Here is a 13,639-nt window from a genome sequence, read left to right on the forward strand (position 1 = left end):
AGCAGTGAGCCACGTAGGTTTGCAGCTCATCAAAAGAGTTAAGACGCAGTTCCTAAGGAAAGGTCCTGTTAACCACCTTGTTTGGCAATCCGCTTACCCGCTCTGCGCTAAAGCCCGGTCTAATAGAAAAAATAACGCGACAATTCAGGCGTGGATCAAAGACTGAGGACAAGGGCACTATGAGCCAGGACATGACAATAGGCATGGGTTTCTTTCGCAAACTCGCAAAGGATTCCACCGCAAATACTCTAGCTATTTCTGCAGCGGCGCTTGTGCCGTTGATGGCGATGGTGGGTGGCGGCGTGGATGCCAGTCGTTACTATATGGCCGAAGCGCGCTTGCAGGCGGCCTGTGATGCCGGGGCACTTGCTGCTCGCCGGGCAATGTCCGAAAATGACTTCAACGAGAAGATCGGCAACACGGAAAAAACGCCAAAGGATATTGGCAACGCCTTTTTTGATCAGAACTTTTCTGACGGCCTTTTTGGCATTGATGGCCTCTCGAAGACTTACAGCGCAACCGAAGACGATGAAGTCAACGGCGTTGCATCGGGCACTATGCCTACCAGCATCATGGCCGCGTTCGGCTTCAATGAGGTGTCGTTGAGCGTTACGTGCCAAGCCGATATCAACATCGCGAACACCGATATTGTTTTAGCTCTGGATACGACAGGTTCGATGAGCGGCCAGCCAATCGCAGACCTTAGAGCAGCAACGCTCTCGTTCTATGACACTGTGGAATCTGCAACCTCAACGACGGCGCAAGTGCGCTATGGCATCGTACCTTACTCAAACCAGATCAATGTGGGCGACCTTCTTCAGGCAAACTGGATGAAGGACACTCATACTTACCAATCGCGCGAGACAATCCGGACCAACGGCACTCCGCAGCTGGAAAGCATTGATGTTGTGAGAACCGGCGATGCGTACAATTTCCAGAGCCTTCCGAACCAGGAATATTACAGCGAAATTTTGTACAGCTATAACGATTGTGTCGACATTGCTTTCACCAATCAGCCGAATAACAACACCTATATTTCGCATGATTTGAACAACTTCACACTGGTATCCCAATCTTCAGGTACGCCGCGCGTCTCTGTATATGAGGGGCCTGCGACGTTCCTGAGCCTGAGCTTGAGCAGCGGTACTTGGTACGGTTCGACCAGTTCAACAAACCGCGAATGCCGTTTGTACTTTGACCGTCAGTCTTACCTGGCTGATTCAACGATCACTATCGTCGAAGATGTCCCCTACACTTGGGATTGGGAATATAAGCCTGTCAGCTACAACGTCTCAGGCGTCTTTGGCTCCAACGCCTTGGTCGCACCGACCGGCGCCGATATGGTCAACGAGACCCATACTTGGAACGGCTGCATCGAAGAAGCCGACACGGTCAACACGACAGTTTGGGATCCTGTTCCTGCCGGTGCATTCGACCTCGATATTGATCTTGTGCCAAGCACCAATGCAGAAAAGTGGGCGCCGATGCTGCCGACGCTTGTAAAGCCGCGATATGTAGACGGTACCTCTAAATACAGTTCGAGCAATTACGTTCTTGGGAACATGCGCTCACTCGAGGACAAAGAACCCATCTGGACGATCTGTCCAGCTGCAGCCCGGCAATTGAATGAGATGCCAAACCGCGATGAGCTTGTGAGCTTTCTCGACCCGGCCAATGGCTTTGTTGCAGATGGCGCGACCTATCACGATCTTGGAATGGTGTGGGCCGGACGGATGATTTCGCCTGATGGTATCTTCGCCTCGCGCAATGCAACAGCACCAAACGGTGACGCTATTTCGCGCCACGTGGTATTCATGACCGATGGCGTGATGTTCGGAAACAACGCCGTTTATTCGCCTTATGGTTATGAATGGTGGGATCGCCGGATCACGACCGATGGTCAAACCTCGACCAACACCACAGTCCATGCAGCCCGCTTCCAAGCAGCCTGCCGTGCGGTGCGCAATAAGAACGTCACAGTATGGGTAGTGGCGTTCGGCACCTCGCTCAGCCAGAACCTAATTGATTGTGCAACTCCAGGCCGTGCCTACCAGGCAAGCGATGGTGCCGCTCTTAATGAAGCGTTCAAAGACATTGCTGAGAAAATCGCAGACCTAAGGTTGACCCAATAATGCAAAGCGCAATTCTCAAGACCTTTCGAAGGGACGAAGAGGGTGCGACACTGGTGGAATTCGCCATTGTCTCCCCGGTCCTGATCCTCATGATCATGGGCATCTTCGACATGGCACATTCGCAGTACACTTCTGCACTGATGAACGGTGCCATGCAGAAAGCGGGCCGCGACCTTACTTTGCAAAGCGCACCTTCGAGCCAGGGGGCGATTGACGCCGCAGTGCAGGCACAAATCCGCTCGGTTGTTCCATCGACCGCAACCATTGAGCTTGAGAAATTGTCTCACGCAGACTTCACCGACATTGGCGAAGAAGAAGAATACACCGACGGGAACAGTGATGGCATTTGCAACAATGGCGAACCGTTCATTGATACCAACAACAATGGGCAGTGGGATCCCAATCGCGGCGAAGAAGGCATTGGCGGCGCGAAAGACGCGGTGCTCTACACCGTTAAGGTGAGCTACGACCGGCTCTTCCCGATGGCGGGGCTCGCAGGCCTTCCTGAAAAGGTTGAGCTTTCCGCTTCAACCGTTCTTCGTAACCAGCCCTACGACCTTAAAATCGATAGTTTTTCACAAGGAAATTGCACGTGATCGCCCCTAAAGTCACAACCTTTCCTCGTCTGCGTAAAGCAGCTGCAAAGCTTCGGGGGCTTGCCCGAGACAACTCCGCACTCGCCCTGGTGGAGTTTGCCTTTGCCGCGCCGCTTGTTCTTGGCATGGGAATGATGGGCACTGAAACCGCCTATTATTCGATTACTCACATGCAGATCAGCCAGCTTGCCATGCAGGTTGCTGATAACGCATCGCGTGTGGGTGAGAGCGACCTTGCCGCTCAAGTCGTCACAGAAGCCGATATCAATGGTGTTCTCGTCGGCGCGGAAAAACTCGGTCAGCGCTTCGGGATTTTTGAGAACGGGCGCGTGATTATATCAAGCCTGCAACAGAACGGCGATGGCGGCCAATGGATCGCTTGGCAGCGTTGCCGAGGGGCCAAGACCAAGCAGTCGACCTATGGCCTACAAGGGACTGGCGCGAGTGGCACAAGCTTCGCTGGCATGGGCGATCCTACCCAACCAATCGTTGCAAGCCCGGGAACAGCGGTGATCTTTGTAGAAGTCTTTTACGACTATGATGCGATCACACCGTTTGAGTTTTTCGGTGGCACGACGCTGAACTACACCGCTGCGTTTAACATTCGCGACGTGCGGGACCTTACAGGCCTGCGCCAAACGACACCGGCTAGCCCTGTTGCCAATTGCAACGTCTATTCAGCAAACCGTCCAACCTAAGCGGCCACCCAACATAAACGGGTCGCCCGACACGGGCGGGACGTCGAACACAAGTGCAACCGGGCGGCCTACTCAGCCGCCCAGCCCGCTTGACCACTATACGTAGCAGACCTTTTTCACCGCCTCGACAATGCGCGGTGCATCGATCAGCGCGAGTTTTTCAAGATTGTCTGCATAAGGCAAAGGCACGTCCTCGTTGCACACCCGTGTGACGGGCGCATCAAGGTCGTCAAAGCCCTCTTCCATACAGATCGAAATGATCTCCGAGGCGATAGAGCAGGTCGGCCAGCCTTCCTCCGCGATCACCAAGCGATTGGTCTTCGCAAGGCTTTTGAGCACAGTTTCCTTATCCAGAGGGCGCAGCGTGCGAAGGTCGATAACCTCAGCCTCAATACCCTCGCCTGCAAGCGTTTCCGCCGCCTCAAGCGCGAGGCCCACCCCGATGGAATAGCTAATGATCGTGACGTCTTTGCCCTCTTGCATGATACGCGCCTTGCCGATGGGCAGGACGTGATCGTCAAGATCGGGCACATCAAAGCTCCGGCCATAGACAAGCTCGTTTTCAAGGAAGACAACAGGGTCCTGTGACCGAATTGCCGCCTTCATCAAGCCTTTCGCATCCGAGCTGTCGTAGGGTGCGATTACGATCAGACCAGGTACACTTGCGTACCACGGGCCGTAGTTTTGGCTGTGCTGAGCCCCGACGCGGCTAGCGGCACCATTGGGTCCGCGAAACACAATCGGACAGCGCATCTGGCCACCGGACATATAATTGGTTTTGGCGGCTGAGTTGATGATGTGGTCAATCGCCTGCATCGCGAAGTTGAACGTCATAAACTCAACGATTGGACGAAGGCCGCCCATCGCAGCGCCTGTCCCGATACCTGCAAAGCCATATTCGGTGATCGGTGTGTCGATCACGCGCTTGGGCCCAAACTCATCAAGCAGGCCCTGAGTGACCTTATAAGCGCCCTGATATTCGGCGACCTCTTCACCCATCACGAAGACACGCGGATCAGCGCGCATCTCTTCGGCCATGCCATCACGCAGCGCTTCGCGAACAGTTGTCGACGTGAAGCTTGTGCCTGCCGGGATAGCTGGGTCACTGGTGCGCACGCTAGGCGCTGGAGCCGGCGCTGCTGGGGTTGGCGCTGATGCTGGAACAGGGGCCGCAGAGGGTTCAGGCGTTGGAGCAGGTGCTGGTGCAGCCTCTTCACCCTCGCCTTCCATGTGCGCGATCACAGTTCCGACCGCGACGTTTTCTGTGCCTTCAGCAACGAGGATCTTTGACAGCACACCCTCATCAATGGCCTCAAACTCCATCGTGGCTTTGTCGGTTTCAATTTCCGCAATGATATCGCCCGGCTCAATCGTATCGCCTTCTGATTTGAGCCACTTCGCAAGAGTGCCTTCTTCCATGGTTGGAGAAAGCGCGGGCATCTTAAGTTCAATAGCCATCGATCAATACTCCTCCACCAGGACATCGGTGTAGAGTTCGTTCGGGCTCGGTTCTGGTGAGCTTTCGGAAAAGTCCGCTGCTTCGGTCACCACTTTACGAATGTCTTTATCGATCGCTTTGAGGTCAGCCTCGTCGTGACCGCCCTCGATCAGACTGCGTTTGAGGCGCTCGATGGGATCGTGGTTCTCACGCTGTTCCTGAACCTCATCGCGGGTGCGATATTTGGCAGGGTCAGACATGGAGTGACCACGATAACGGTAGGTGTTCAATTCCATCAGAACTGGGCCCTTGCCATCACGAACGTGCTTGAAAGCGACTTCGGCAGCGGCGCGTACTTCGAGAACGTCCATGCCGTTTACGTCCATGCCCGGAATGCGGAAAGCTGTGCCGCGGCGGTGGAAGCGGGTTTCAGCTGATGAACGCGAGCTAGACGTGCCCATAGCGTATTGGTTGTCTTCCACCACGAACACGATGGGTAAATTCCAAAGCGCCGCCATGTTGAAAGTCTCATAGACTTGGCCCTGGTTGGCCGCACCGTCACCGAAATATGCAAGACAGAGCCCGCCATCGTCATTGTATTGATGAGCCAGCGCCAGACCCCCGCCCAGCGCAACTTGCGCGCCAACAATGCCGTGGCCGCCATAAAATTTGTGTTCGGTCGAGAACATATGCATCGACCCACCTTTGCCTTTGGAAATCCCGGCTTCGCGGCCCGTTAGCTCAGCCATGATGACCTTTGGATCGATGCCATAGGCGAGCATGTGGCCATGATCGCGGTAACCCGTGATTACGCTGTCCTTATCGTTATCGAGCGCCGATTGAAGCCCAATCGCAACCGCTTCCTGGCCGATGTACAGGTGACAAAAACCACCGATCAAGCCGAGACCATAAAGCTGGCCTGCTTTCTCTTCGAAGCGACGGATAAGCAGCATCTGCTTATAGAATTCCAGCATCTGCTCATCGCTTGCGGCAAACCTTTTTGCCTTTTCAAACTCGTCTTGGAGCGAGTGCAGGATGAAGTCTGTATCATCCGATGGCGCTGGTGTTGCTGCCTTTGTGGCAGCATGTGTTTTGGATTTGGGTTTTTGGGCCAAGTGAGGATCCCTTCTCTCGTCATTACCGTTTTGGCTTTTCACCAAAACGCCCGTCTCCCCACCGCTATAGGCACGCCAACCAAGATGACGCAACGTCAACACGGGTGCATAGCTATTAAATTACCAGAGCGGTGAAAATTGGAAAAAGGGCAAACCAGAAAGGCCCTAAAATCACTCGTCCTCGAGTGTAATTACAATCTCATCGGGGTGAATCACGCCCAAGTCTTTGCGCACCAATTCACCAACAAGGTCAGGATCAGCGCCATTGGGATCAAGCAGATCAACGCGGTTCTTCAATGCGTCACGCTTATCTGTAAGCATCGCAATCTGTGCTTCGCGCTCCGAAAGCACTTCAGAATTTTCAGCCCAAGCAAGAAGTCCGGTAGGACCCGCAATCGCGCCAACCGTAAGCACAACCAAAAGCACAAGCGCAAAACTTTGCTTTAGATGCTCTCTTGGTTGTTTGCGCATTGGTAGCCCCGTCCCTCGACTGTCACTCTCACAGAATCATAGTTAACCACCCCATGCAAGCAAAATACGCTGGCCTGCGCATTTTCGGGATTAACTGAGTCCGTTTTCGATCAAGCGAGCGTCAGCCCGGTTCAGGCGTTCTTAGTGGGTTGAACTGCCTCGGCTTATGCTGCACCTGCGAAGAACGTCGGAACCAATGGGCGGTAAAGCCTGTTAGTCTATCGCCCAAAGGAGACACATCACTTTTATGTTACAACCACTTTTTGATCAGATTAATGCAATGGCCACCGGCGCGGTGGCATCAATTCCCTCGCTTTTGATCGCCGCAATCATCCTCACTGTCACATGGATATTTGCCAAGTTTGCGAGCAAGATAAGCCATCGCATCATTGGCAAAACCGACCTGCGCCCCTCGCTGCGTGCGCTGATTGAAACCGCGGTGCGGCTCGGCATGTGGCTGACCGGCGCAATGCTCGCTGCATTGGTAGTCTTCCCCAATTTCAGCCCGTCCGGCCTTTTAGCAGGGCTTGGTATTGGCGCAGTCGCCATTGGCTTTGCGTTTCAGGACTTCTTTGAGAACTTTCTTGCAGGCGTAATGATTATGCTGCGCGAGAAGATGGAGATTGGCGACGTCGTTAAGACGGGCGATATCCACGGTAAAATCGAGTATATCTCTCTTCGTGAAACCCACATTCGCGCATTCTCAGGCGAGCTTCACGTTCTTCCCAACGCCATCCTGTTCAAAGACCCGCTCGAAGTTGTCACTGACCTTGAGGAACGCCGCTTTGAAGTGATGATCGGCGTTTCCTATGACACCGACCTCGAGCATGCGAGCCGCGTTCTCCACAATGCAGTCGAAAGCGTCGACCTTGTTAACAAGGACAAAGATATCCAGGTGCTCGCTGACAACTTTGGCTCCAGTTCGGTCGATTTTCGCGTCCGTTGGTGGGCTGCATCATCCGGGACTGATGCGGTGATGAACCGCGACCAGGTTGTGCGCGCTATTAAACGCGAGCTTGATAAAGCCGAGATCGAAATCCCCTTCCCCTACATCACGCATACGTTCAAAGAGGCTGTGCCTATGCGGGAAGGATTGCGCGAGGCGGCTTAAAGGTCGCCACCGTGATCTCTTACCGGCACGAGAGAGGGAGAGATCACCGATGCAAATTTTGAAACACGACCCCGCCCGGTTCGACGCCATTCCCGATTATCCGTTTGCGGACAATTGGCAGGACATCGATCTGGGCGAGGGTTTTTCTGGCCGTATGCATTATGTCGACGAGGGGCCGCGTGACGGTCCCACCGTCCTGCTCTTTCACGGCGAGCCCAGCTGGAGCTTCCTCTACCGCAAAATGATCCCAGTGTTGGTCGATGCTGGTTTCCGGTGCCTTGCGCCTGACCTCATTGGATTTGGCAAAAGCGATAAGCCTGATGACATCGGCTTTTACACCTACGATCGCCACATCTCGTGGCTAGGCCAGTGGCGTGATGCAGTTGCACGGGAGGCGGCTGGGCTATTCTGTCAGGACTGGGGCGGGCTTCTGGGCCTTCGTATGGTGGGTGAGGCGCCTGATCGCTTCCAATATGTGGTGGCGTCGAACACCTTCCTTCCCACTGGCGGCACGCCCTCCCCCGCATTCCTAGCTTGGCGTCAGTTTGCTAGGACATCTCCCGAATTTGAGATCGGAGAACTGCTCCAACGCGCCACCGCTACCGAGCGGACCGCCGAAGAGGTTGCGGCTTATGACGCGCCCTTCCCCGATGAGCCCAGTAAAGCAGGTGCCCGAGCGTTCCCTGCGCTTGTGCCGGTAGAGGATGGCATGGACGGGATTGAGCAAAACAAAGCGGCTTGGAAAGGTCTTGCCGGGTTCGATAAACCGTTCCTGACCCTTTTTGGTGAAGATGACCCTGTCACCGGTGGTCTGGCACAACCCTTGATCGACAAGATCGCGGGCGCGGCGGAGCAACCCCATGGCATGCTCTCGTCCTGCGGTCATTTTTGCCAAGAAGATCGCCCGGCCGAGCTGGCGCAAGGCGTGATCGACACGGCCAGGAAAGCAGGTGTGCTCTGAGCGAGACGGCGAACGCTGACCCAGCTGAACTGAGCAGCGTCACTCCTCAATACCTAAGTAGGCGGCAAGAATTTGGTCTTGCCGTCACGGTTTCGGTCGTCTGCGCCAATGCTTATTACATCCACCCCATTATCAGCGAGGTGGCTGAGGCTTTTGGGGTGGGTAAGGCGCAAATCGGCATTGTGCCTGCGCTCAACCAGTTGGCGCTTGCATTGGGCATTTTCCTGCTTCTTCCGCTGGGTGATCGCTATTCGAATAGGCGGCTTTCGATCCTTTTCGTCACCGCACAAACGGTGTTTCTCCTCGGGATGGCGCTGTCAGACAGTTTCGCGCTGTTCACACTTGCCTCAACCCTCCTCGGGTTTGTGACCATAGCTCCCTATATTATCCCGGCCTTTGCCTCGAAGCGGGTCGCGCCGGAAAGGCTGGGCCAAGTTACAGCGCTCCTGACGGCTGGCCTTGTGTTTGGGGTTCTCTTCTCGCGCGTTGGTGCAGGAATAGTGGCTGAGCATTTTGGCTGGCGCACGGTGTATTGGGTGGCCGTCGTGCTTATGATCAGTGTGAGCCTTTTCCTGCCCATTGTTATGCGCGACGAGAGCGGACCCGAAACGCGGCGAAAGAGCGAGACTAGCAAAACCTATGGCGCGCTCCTCGCATCGGTTTTCACCCTCGCAAAATCCAACCACGATATGCTCACCTCGGGTGTTATTCAGGGGCTCAATTTCGGAAGCTTTATCGCATTGTGGTTAGGCATGGCGCTCCACCTAACAAGCGACACCATGGGATACGGTGTCGACACGGTAGGATATCTGGCAGGGATCGCGTTGGTCAGCGTCTTTATGACGCCGCGCCTTGGCCAATGGGCGGACAAAGTGGGCGCAAAGCGGGCAAGGCTGGCGGTCAGCTTTGTCCAGCTTGTAGGCATTATATTCCTTTATCCGCTTGGTTGGAATGTTTGGGCTCTCATCGTGCCGCTTGTCATTATCAATGCTGTTGGTCCTTCGGTCGATGTGACGGGCCGCATGACATTCTTAAATCTCGAGCCGGAAATCCGCACGCGGCTTAGCACCTCCTATGTCGTGCTGATGTTCATCGGCGGCGCTTTAGGGAGTATTCTTGGCACGAGTGTTTATGACTGGGGCGGCTGGGAGGGCACCTGCGCCTTGGTATTGCTCATGTCGCTCTTCAATGTGGCGCTTTGCTATGCGTCGCGCCGAAACGAAAAGCGCGGCGAAAAATAAGGGCGAAACAGAGGGGCTACGTAGCAGTCCCTAGGTAATTGGTAGTGCTCTTTAGCAACCATGTGCCTAAAGAGGTAAAGAGCTCGCTACGGAACTCGCCGAAAGAGGAAAACCCCTAACCTTTCCTTTCTCAGGCTTCCACCGAACGATCTCAAAAAGCCACCCCGGTTTGCTCGTAAGAGCAGCCGACATACGAAGGGCGCTACGGCATCCATTTCCGAACGGCACGGTGCACCCCGGGCCGCTTACTCCGGAAATTGCCGAGCGCCCTTCTGTTTTGGCGCTTTCATCTGAGACCCCACTCAATGCAGCCCCCCACCCAATGCAGCTTGTCCGACAGCCTTTGCGCTTGGTCGGAATTTCCTTGCGCCTATGGGACGGAAAAATGCGTTCATCTATCCACGATTAGGCGTGAGGCAAATCGGCTTGGCAGTTGATGCAGAGCTTATGAAAGCCTAGCCATGTTACATCTCGGGGCGGACGCTTGAGTCTTTACCCCGTTGTCGATCACAATCCTCGCGGCAGTTTCAGGGCTTCGCGAACGGGGGGCTGAATGTCGCTACAAAAACTTTTCCTCGCAATCCTTGCCGCTTTTGGTTTGGCACTTACCGGCCTCGGCACCACCGCCCTGGCCCAGGATGACAAAGAGAAACCTGCTCTTTCAAGCGGTACGTTCAACGCGTTTAAACTGCGCGGCATTGGCCCGGCGTTTATGTCGGGTCGCATCGCTGACATCGCAATTGTACAAGACGATCCTGCGACGTGGTACGTGGCAGTGGGCTCTGGCGGCGTTTGGAAGACGGAGAATGCGGGCACCACTTGGAAAAGCCTGTTCGATGGCCAAACCTCCTATTCGATCGGCTCGCTTGGCCTAGACCCAAGCGACCCTAGCCGCATCTGGGTTGGTACAGGTGAGAACCATGGTGGCCGCCACTTGGCCTATGGCGATGGCATCTATCTTTCCGAAGACGGCGGTCAAACCTGGAAGAAGAAAGGTCTCGAGGCCTCAGAACGCATCGGCAAGATCATCGTTCACCCTGAAGATTCAAACACCGTCTGGGTAGCAGCCCAAGGCCCAATCTGGAGCGCTGGCGGCGAACGCGGCGTTTACAAGACCACCGATGGCGGTGAGACGTGGACCCAAGTTCTCTCCTCGGACAACGGCCACACGGGCGCAGGCGATTTGATGATCGACCCAAGCAATCCTGACCGCCTCTATGCCACCACATGGCAGCGTCACCGCACAGTTGCCGCCTATGTTGGCGGCGGCCCTGAAAGCGGCATCTGGCGCTCAGAAGACGGCGGCGAGACTTGGACTGAGCTGAAAACCGGCCTTCCCAAAGGCAATATGGGCAAGATCGGGATCGCGATTTCGCCGATCCAACCTGACGTTGTTTACGCAGCGATTGAACTTGATCGACGCGAGGGTGGCATTTGGCGCTCTGATGATCGCGGTTCGAGCTGGACCAAAATGTCTGACACCGTCTCAGGCGGCACCGGCCCGCACTATTATCAAGAGCTCTATGCAAGCCCGCACTATTTCGACCGCATCTATCTGATGTCGAACACATCTCAGATTTCAAACGATGGCGGCAAGACCTTCAGCAACCTCAACAACGAATTGAAGCACGTTGACGATCACGCCCTCGCCTTCCGGCCGGATGATCCGGAATATGTGCTATTTGGATCAGATGGCGGTCTTTACGAAAGCTATGACCACACGAAAACCTGGCGCTTCATCAACAATCTGCCAGTGACCCAGTTCTACAAGGTCGCGGTCGATGATGCTGAGCCATTCTATTACGTTTATGGCGGGACACAGGACAACAACTCGCAGGGCGGCCCATCGCGCACCGATAACCGTCACGGCATTCGCAATGATGACTGGTTCATCACGCTGTTTGCCGATGGTCACCAATCTGCGACAGAGCCCGGCAACCCAAACATTATGTATGCGCAGTGGCAGCAGGGGAACTTGGCGCGCGTTGACCGTATCACTGGTGAGGTCGTGCACATCCAACCGCAAGCTGCTCCCGGTGAGCCAATCATGCGCTGGAACTGGGATGCGCCTATTCTGGTTAGCCAGCATGAGCCGACCCGCATTTATCACGCGTCGCAAAAGCTGTGGCGTTCGGATGATCGCGGCGACACTTGGCGCGCGATTTCACCTGACCTCACCCGCGATGAAAACCGTCTGCGTCTGCCCGTTCAGGGCCGCCAGCACAGCTGGGATGCGGGCTGGGATCTTCTCGCCATGTCGCAGTACAACACTATTGCGAATGTGGGTGAGAGCCCGCTCGATGAGAACCTGCTTTATGTGGGCACTGATGATGGCCTGATCCAAGTCACAGAAGACGGCGGCAACACATGGCGGCGTTTGGAAGTGGGCACTATGCCTGGCGTACCTGACACAGCCTATGTGAACGACATCCGCGCCGATCTGTTCGATGTGAACACGGTCTATGTCGCGCTCGACAACCACAAATATGGCGATTTCAAACCGTATTTGCTCAAGAGCACCAACCGCGGCCGCACTTGGACCTCGATCAAGTCGAACATCCCTGATCGTCACCTCGTGTGGCGCATCGTTCAGGATCACAAGAACCCCAACCTGCTCTTTACCGCGACCGAATTTGCGCTGTTCTTCAGCGTCGATGGCGGGGCGAAGTGGGTAAAGATGACCGGCGATGCTCCAACAATTGCGTTCCGCGATCTCACGATTCAGCGCCGCGAAGATGACCTTGTGGCGGCAAGCTTTGGCCGGGGTTTCTTCATCGTCGATGATATCTCGCCTCTGCGCGAAGTGACCGAGGCGAGCCTTCGCTCCGAAGCAATGCTCTTCCCAGGCCGCAAAGCGTGGTGGTACATTGAACAGCACCCGCTGGCCTTTTCTGAAGGCGGGTCGCAAGGTCACGGTTACTATCGTGCGCCCAACCCAGAATTTGGGGCGAATTTCACCTATTATCTGGCAGACGATATTCAGTCGCTGAAAGACATTCGCCAAGAGCGCGAGAAGCCGATTGCCAAAGAAGGCGGCAACAACCCCTTCCCGAGCTTTGACAGCCTTACGCAAGAAATCCTGGAAGAGAAGCCAGCGATCTACCTCACCGTTCGTGATAGCGATGGCAATGTGGTGCGCCGGATCAAAGGACCGACCAAGAAGGGCTTCCACCGTGTGAACTGGGACCTTCGTTTTCCAAGCCAATCGGCAGTGACGCGTAAGCCGGGACCAAACTCGGATGGCAGCGGGTTTCTTGTGAGCCCCGGCCAATACACCGTCTCGCTGTCTAAGCGGGTTCGCGGCGTGACGACTGAGCTGGTTTCGGGTCAGCCGTTCAACGTCGAACGCCTTCGCGAAGGTGCGCTTCCAGCTCAAGCGGATGCGGCCGGTTTCTGGGCCGAAATCTCGGCCTTTGACCGGACGGTTTCGGCGGCCAATGCGACGCTTGATAACGCCAAGCGGCGCATTGATCTGATGAAGGTTGCGGTAAGCCGTGCTGGCGGGGACGTCACAGCGCTCGATAACCGCCTTTCCGCGCTTCGCAGTGAGGCCAATACGCTCGATGCGATGATGAACGGGAACCAAGCGCGCAATGCCATCGCAGAGCGCACTCAGCCCACCGTTCGCAGCCGTCTTGGCATGGTCATGTTTGGGGTCAGCGCCTCGACCTATGGCCCAACCAATACGCACCGTGACCAGCTCGGCTATGCCGTCGCGGAATTCACCGACGTCAAAAATCGCCTGCGCACTCTCACAGAAAGCAGCCTTCCTGCTTTCGAACGTGAGCTTGAGGCAGCTGGTGCACCTTGGGTCGCTGGAAGCGCGCTTCCATAAATTCAAATGACCCTGTTGAAGTAACAGGCGGGGGCTTGCCT

At 55.4% G+C, this 13,639-nt stretch carries 10 protein-coding genes; 7 read left to right on the forward strand and 3 right to left on the reverse strand.

Annotated features, from left to right (window positions below):
* The first annotated feature begins 179 nt into the window (after nucleotides 1-179).
* The 3 genes from AC0V61_RS15515 to AC0V61_RS15525 are packed head-to-tail and all read left to right on the forward strand — an operon-like array spanning nucleotide 180 to nucleotide 3,426.
* On the forward strand, nucleotides 180-2,132 hold the full coding sequence (locus tag AC0V61_RS15515; RefSeq protein ID WP_486159004.1) for a pilus assembly protein TadG-related protein: 1,953 nt from the start codon (nucleotides 180-182) through the stop codon (nucleotides 2,130-2,132).
* The gene (locus AC0V61_RS15520; protein WP_486159006.1) at nucleotides 2,132-2,728 is read left to right on the forward strand and encodes a TadE/TadG family type IV pilus assembly protein; all 597 of its coding nucleotides are present in this window, start codon (nucleotides 2,132-2,134) and stop codon (nucleotides 2,726-2,728) included. Before AC0V61_RS15515 ends, AC0V61_RS15520 begins: the two co-directional genes overlap by 1 nt.
* A complete protein-coding gene (locus tag AC0V61_RS15525; protein WP_486159008.1) occupies nucleotides 2,725-3,426 on the forward strand; it encodes a TadE/TadG family type IV pilus assembly protein in 702 nt (233 codons plus the stop codon). The genes AC0V61_RS15520 and AC0V61_RS15525 overlap by 4 nt, the downstream gene beginning before the upstream one ends.
* A 96-nt stretch (nucleotides 3,427-3,522) precedes the next feature.
* Here the strand turns inward: AC0V61_RS15525 and AC0V61_RS15530 are convergent, their stop codons facing one another.
* The 3 genes from AC0V61_RS15530 to AC0V61_RS15540 all read right to left on the reverse strand — a co-directional run bounded on the left by AC0V61_RS15530 (nucleotide 3,523) and on the right by AC0V61_RS15540 (nucleotide 6,450).
* Nucleotides 3,523-4,884 (reverse strand): pyruvate dehydrogenase complex E1 component subunit beta, encoded by a 1,362-nt coding sequence (locus AC0V61_RS15530; protein ID WP_486159010.1) that lies wholly within the window; start codon nucleotides 4,882-4,884, stop codon nucleotides 3,523-3,525.
* Nucleotides 4,885-4,887: 3 nt separating this feature from the next.
* Complete coding sequence (pdhA, locus tag AC0V61_RS15535; protein ID WP_486159012.1) at nucleotides 4,888-5,979, reverse strand: pyruvate dehydrogenase (acetyl-transferring) E1 component subunit alpha; 1,092 nt, start codon at nucleotides 5,977-5,979, stop codon at nucleotides 4,888-4,890.
* 171 nt (nucleotides 5,980-6,150) lie between these two features.
* On the reverse strand, nucleotides 6,151-6,450 hold the full coding sequence (locus AC0V61_RS15540; RefSeq protein WP_486159013.1) for an FtsB family cell division protein: 300 nt from the start codon (nucleotides 6,448-6,450) through the stop codon (nucleotides 6,151-6,153).
* A 247-nt stretch (nucleotides 6,451-6,697) separates the two neighbouring features.
* On the opposite strand from AC0V61_RS15540, the gene AC0V61_RS15545 reads away from it, so the two are divergent.
* From AC0V61_RS15545 to AC0V61_RS15560, 4 genes are all read left to right on the forward strand, one after another.
* Nucleotides 6,698-7,561, forward strand: coding sequence for a mechanosensitive ion channel family protein (locus tag AC0V61_RS15545; RefSeq protein WP_486159015.1), 864 nt, complete (start codon nucleotides 6,698-6,700; stop codon nucleotides 7,559-7,561).
* A gap of 49 nt (nucleotides 7,562-7,610) precedes the next feature.
* A complete protein-coding gene (locus AC0V61_RS15550) occupies nucleotides 7,611-8,522 on the forward strand; it encodes a haloalkane dehalogenase (protein ID WP_486159017.1) in 912 nt (303 codons plus the stop codon).
* 29 nt (nucleotides 8,523-8,551) lie between these two features.
* The gene (locus AC0V61_RS15555) at nucleotides 8,552-9,763 is read left to right on the forward strand and encodes an MFS transporter (protein ID WP_486159602.1); all 1,212 of its coding nucleotides are present in this window, start codon (nucleotides 8,552-8,554) and stop codon (nucleotides 9,761-9,763) included.
* A gap of 553 nt (nucleotides 9,764-10,316) precedes the next feature.
* Nucleotides 10,317-13,598, forward strand: coding sequence for a VPS10 domain-containing protein (locus AC0V61_RS15560; RefSeq protein ID WP_486159018.1), 3,282 nt, complete (start codon nucleotides 10,317-10,319; stop codon nucleotides 13,596-13,598).
* The last annotated feature ends 41 nt before the right edge of the window (nucleotides 13,599-13,639 follow it).

Source organism: Erythrobacter sp. JB1-4 (genome assembly GCF_057365025.1).

Bases quoted from the DNA above. Each gene is read 5' to 3' on its own strand.
- AC0V61_RS15530 (WP_486159010.1), bottom strand. From the start codon at position 4,884: ATGGCTATTGAACTTAAGATGCCCGCGCTTTCTCCAACCATGGAAGAA.
- AC0V61_RS15545 (WP_486159015.1), top strand. From the start codon at position 6,698: ATGTTACAACCACTTTTTGATCAGATTAATGCAATGGCCACCGGCGCG.
- AC0V61_RS15520 (WP_486159006.1), top strand. From the start codon at position 2,132: ATGCAAAGCGCAATTCTCAAGACCTTTCGAAGGGACGAAGAGGGTGCG.
- AC0V61_RS15540 (WP_486159013.1), bottom strand. From the start codon at position 6,450: ATGCGCAAACAACCAAGAGAGCATCTAAAGCAAAGTTTTGCGCTTGTG.
- AC0V61_RS15560 (WP_486159018.1), top strand. From the start codon at position 10,317: ATGTCGCTACAAAAACTTTTCCTCGCAATCCTTGCCGCTTTTGGTTTG.
- AC0V61_RS15550 (WP_486159017.1), top strand. From the start codon at position 7,611: ATGCAAATTTTGAAACACGACCCCGCCCGGTTCGACGCCATTCCCGAT.
- AC0V61_RS15515 (WP_486159004.1), top strand. From the start codon at position 180: ATGAGCCAGGACATGACAATAGGCATGGGTTTCTTTCGCAAACTCGCA.